The organism is Borreliella japonica (assembly GCF_900099615.1).
Classification (GTDB): domain Bacteria; phylum Spirochaetota; class Spirochaetia; order Borreliales; family Borreliaceae; genus Borreliella; species Borreliella japonica.
The window spans coordinates 1-4626 of the sequence record NZ_FMTE01000017.1 but is presented as its reverse complement, the minus strand read 5'-3'; the positions used below and the strand labels follow the sequence as shown (position 1 = coordinate 4626).

Here is a 4626-nt window from a genome sequence, read left to right as displayed (position 1 = left end):
TTGGCATATTTATTTTTATACAAAACATCAATATTATCGCCGTGAGCTTTAACAAATTCTCTAAATCCTAAATTTTCCAACTCTTTACCCTTGAGCATATACAAATTCTCTTTAAAAGGCATACTCATACCAAAATATTTAAGCACTCTGTTTATCATCAAGTCTTTAAGTCCAGCTCCACCAATTAGAACAGTACCCACTTCACTAGCTCCATATTTATTGAGTTTGTTTCTCTGCACGCTAAAATCAATATTTCGATTAAACTTAAAACATTCTTGACTACTTATTCCTGGTAATTTTTTGCCTATCTTGCTTAATTTGCTTTTTTCTTTAACTGGAGAGGATTTTTCCTCAAACACTTCACAACCAATAAAACTTTGTTGCTCAACATGCTTCATTTTTACATCTCCGTTATTTTGTATATTTTCTTGATTATTATTGTTTGTTGTGTTTGTCATTTTAGACAACCTCCTATATTTTAGATATAAATAAATATATAGCAAAAACTATTTTTGCCAACTTTTTTACAAAAATTTTTTACAAAAAAACTAGAGCTTAACTAAACTCTTTATAAAGAAATTAGTTAAACCCCACTATATTGGATTTAATTGAATAATAAAAACTTTTTTTTGCTATATATGTGTATATATAGTATAACAAAAATCTTTTTTGTCAACTTATTTATAAAAATTTTACAAAAAAAGTAAGACTTAACTAAATTCTCTTGTTAAAGAACTAGTTAAGTCCACCAAAATGTAACCTTTATTTTATATATGCAATATAGAGATCATATTTTGCAATATTTATTATATTGCAAAAACTGTTTTTGCCAAGTTTGATACAAAAAATTTTTGAAAAAAATGAGGGCTTAGCCTGATTCTCTACTAAAAGAATATAGCTATGCACTCACTTAATTGGACTATATTTGATATAATGAAGTTTTTAGCAATACATATATATATGTATACCAAAAACTATTTTTATCAACTTTTTTTAAAAAAAATTCAACAATTAAGTATTACCCAATTTAGAATTAAAATCAATTTGTCTTTTTACAAAAAAAGAACTTATTTAAAATCTTTTGTAAAAAAGTTCGAATAAGTTCTAATTTAGAATAGAGCAAAAATAAAATGTTATTTTATAGTAATGTTCATCAACATTATAATATATTACTTAAAAAGCAAATTATGTATTATTCATTATTTAATGAATTGTAAATATTTCATAAATAAAGCATTTAAAATTGGACCTAGAATTGCGGCTGTTAATATCATAAAATGTATTAGCCTGTTTCCCATATTAAGATCTTTTCTCAAATTCTTTACTTCATTGTCTATCTTAGCATTTAAAATAAATAAATCTTTTTGTAAATTTTTTTCTACAAAATCTATCTTGGTATTTACACTATCTATTTTGGTATTTAAACTATCTATTTTATAGTTTAAATTCTTTTCTACATTATCAATCTTGGTATCTAAATTAGATATATCTTTTCGTAAAGTCTTCTCTACATCAATTATTTTCTCTTTTAAATATTCAAAGCTGTAATTATCATTATGAAGAAAAACAAAATCTATTGCCTCCTCGCTAAACCCTATGTTTAAAAACTCATTTTTTATGCTTTCTATATTGTATGTTCTATACGCTAAATTATTCATAAAATTCCCATATTATCCTTTTAATTGCTTATATTCTTTCATGATTTTTTTAATTATCTCTTTTTCATTATTAAATAATTTGTCTAACAAAAACCCTGTGAATTTAGCATTGCTTTTGTAAAAATCGTAACTTTCTTGACTTTTAAGTTGAAATCTTAAAGGTTTTATTGGATTTTGTTTAGATTTTTTCAAGGCTGGACTTTCTTTATCTTTTAATACACTTAATATTGATCTAAATCCATTATCTAATACATATTGTTCCTCAATAACCCCTGATTCTATTGCATTAGCAATTTTTAAATAGTTATACGCCTGGGTTTTTGCAACATCATAATCTTTTATAAAAGCATCAAAACTTTTGTACCCATCAAGCTTATAATATTCATTATCTTTAATTTCTTTTAAGATTTTCATACATTGTATTCTATTAGAAACTCCTTCTCTAAGGTTTACATATAATTTCTTTTTCAAAATATTATAACGATCTACTTCAACACCATTTTTACTAACATTAGAAGAATCTACAAGTAATGCATTTCCTTCAGAATCAATATCTCTTTTATTAATTCTTAATTTTGTATTGTTTTTCATAACAATCCTCCTTAGCTATTCGTTCACTACGTTGAACTAGTGAATAAAATCATTTTAATTTTTTATAAAAATTCATTAATGAATTTTTATACTCTTTTATATAATCCATTTGAAAATCAAAAGAAGAATTACTAGCAATTCTCCTATTTAAGTCTTCTCTTTCCGATATCATTCCTAAAAAATTTTCTTTAGAGTTTAACATTTCTAATAATTGTTTATGTGTATTATTTTTCTTAAATCTCGTTATTATGAAAAAAGTAGGCAATTCTAACCCTATTTTTTCCATAAAGAATTTCAAAAGATCAAAACTTTCAATTGTCCATTTTTCTGCTGTCAAAGGTACAATTACATAATTGCAACAAACTAAAGCATTAGTTAAAGTAAAGTCCAAACTTGGTGGAGTATCAATTATAATAAAATCATACTCAAAATCCAGGTGTTTAAGATCATTTTTTAATCTAAATTCATCAAAAGTGTGCTTATAACCAAAAGCATTTATACTGTGTAAGGTTAAATAACTGGGTATTAAATCTAAATTATTCGCAACATTGACAATTGATTGATTAATATCTAATTTTTCTATCAAAATTTCATATATATTATTTTTTCTTAAATCTACACTAGATTTTTGTATATTATCATAATAATAACTAGTAGTAGATGCTTGAGTATCTATATCTATTAATAATACTTTATATTTTTGTGCCAAAAGAGTTGCAAATATTATCGCACTTGTGCTTTTACCAACACCACCTTTAATTGACGCAATTGTTATTATTTTGGGTTTTTTAGTATCCATTTTATTAACATTCCTTGTTTGGGATATTTTTTCCCATGTTCAATCCTCATACAACTTCTTTTAAAATTAAAGAATTATTTTCATTTTTTATTAGTTCTAATAATTCACAATTATATGTACCAAATACTTTATTATATTCTAATTTCTTTTTGCTATTCAAATATGTTTTTATAATTGGCTTTATAAATTCAATATTCGCCTTTTCTTTTAGTTGCTCAATGAGAATATTATAAATGGTTGTTTTTATATACTCATAATCTTTTTGTGGGTTTTCTTTTTTCAATTCAATTGATTTTTCTAATTTGAGCGTTATTTTGCGTAAATCGTTATATTTTTGATTTTCAATAATAAAATGCGGCTTATTTTTATAGTTTTCATATATTTTTTTAAATTCTGTTTCCAATTGTTCAGTATTGTATCCTTTTTTTTCTAATTGTTTTTTAGTATTTTCTAGAATTTCTTTTAATTTGTTTTGCTTATCTTTAAAGCAAGATTTATTAAAATGTATATTTTTATGTTTTAGTAGTTTCATCTCAATTATTTTTGAGACTTTAAGCATTTTAATTTTCAAGTCTTTATTAAAATCTAAATTTAATATAAAAGGAAGAATTTCTTTGCATTTAAAGTTACATTTATTGGAATATTTTATTATTTGAAACTTTTCTATCTTTTTATTCTTTTCTTCTTTTATATTATTATTTTTATTACTTAAGCACTCCTCCAAATCTACACACCTATTTTTATTAAATTTGTCTTTAAGGCCTATTTCAACTCTTTTTTCAAATCTTGAATGTTTTTTGTCTTCGAAGTATTTGTTTATCATATGGTGACACTCTTTTTTTGGATAATTAAGTTTATAGTAAATTTCAGTGCCGCAATTTACCCCCAAGTGCTTATAATAATTAGTTGTTACTTTAAATTTTTTTTCTAATTCGTAAAGATATTTTTGAAGTGTCTTTAACTTAACGGGATTTTGACCATTTCTTTTGAGATTTTCGTTAAAGTAATAGAGTATGTTTTGTTGAGTGTATTTTTTATATTTTTTGTTTACATACTTTAAAGTTGAGATAAGAACTATTAATTTATGTTGATGCTTATTGTAGCAATTTAGATTTTTTGTGTCGGTTCGAAAATCTTTCATATTTTCTCCTATACTTAGATTAATAATAATTATAAATAATATAATGCAAAATTTTGATTTAAAAGTAAATACTTTTCTAAAAAAATATTAAATTATAATTATTAATTTCATTAATTAAATATACTTTTTTATAAAATAGTAAAAAGATTGATTTTAATGATAAGTTAGTCTATACTACAAATAGTGTAGGGAAATATTTACATATTTTCAACCTACCTATATTTAGATAATTTCCAAAAAATAAAAATATAGTGGGAGCTTAACGAGATTCTTTGTAAAGAGAGTTTGGTTAAGTCCCACTTTTTTTTGCAAAAATTTTTGTAAAAAAGTTGGCAAAAATAGTTTTTGCTATATATTTATTTATATCTAAAATATAGGAGGTTGTCTAAAATGACAAACACAACAAACAATAATAATCAAGAAAATATACAAAATAA

At 23.2% G+C, this 4626-nt stretch carries 4 protein-coding genes and 1 pseudogene; all 5 read right to left on the bottom strand.

From position 1 onward, the window contains the following. Positions 1 to 458 (bottom strand): annotated as a pseudogene (locus BLO14_RS05525) (DUF244 domain-containing protein); the annotation flags it as partial. A 741-nt stretch (positions 459 to 1199) separates the two neighbouring features. Continuing rightward, positions 1200 to 1658 carry a Bdr family repetitive protein gene (gene bdr / locus BLO14_RS05515; RefSeq protein WP_091973863.1) on the bottom strand — a complete coding sequence of 153 codons (459 nt, stop codon included), beginning with the start codon at positions 1656 to 1658 and terminating at the stop codon, positions 1200 to 1202. A gap of 12 nt (positions 1659 to 1670) precedes the next feature. Further along, on the bottom strand, positions 1671 to 2249 hold the full coding sequence (locus tag BLO14_RS05510; RefSeq protein WP_091973860.1) for a chromosome replication/partitioning protein: 579 nt from the start codon (positions 2247 to 2249) through the stop codon (positions 1671 to 1673). A 49-nt stretch (positions 2250 to 2298) separates the two neighbouring features. Then, positions 2299 to 3048 carry a ParA family protein gene (locus BLO14_RS05505; protein ID WP_091973857.1) on the bottom strand — a complete coding sequence of 250 codons (750 nt, stop codon included), beginning with the start codon at positions 3046 to 3048 and terminating at the stop codon, positions 2299 to 2301. A gap of 46 nt (positions 3049 to 3094) precedes the next feature. Then, complete coding sequence (locus tag BLO14_RS05500; protein ID WP_091973854.1) at positions 3095 to 4189, bottom strand: plasmid maintenance protein; 1095 nt, start codon at positions 4187 to 4189, stop codon at positions 3095 to 3097. Positions 4190 to 4626 lie beyond the last annotated feature (437 nt).

Excerpts from the sequence above, each read along its gene's own strand:
- bdr (WP_091973863.1), bottom strand. The coding sequence starts at position 1,658 with ATGAATAATTTAGCGTATAGAACATACAATATAGAAAGCATAAAAAAT.
- BLO14_RS05510 (WP_091973860.1), bottom strand. The coding sequence starts at position 2,249 with ATGAAAAACAATACAAAATTAAGAATTAATAAAAGAGATATTGATTCT.
- BLO14_RS05500 (WP_091973854.1), bottom strand. The coding sequence starts at position 4,189 with ATGAAAGATTTTCGAACCGACACAAAAAATCTAAATTGCTACAATAAG.
- BLO14_RS05505 (WP_091973857.1), bottom strand. The coding sequence starts at position 3,048 with ATGGATACTAAAAAACCCAAAATAATAACAATTGCGTCAATTAAAGGT.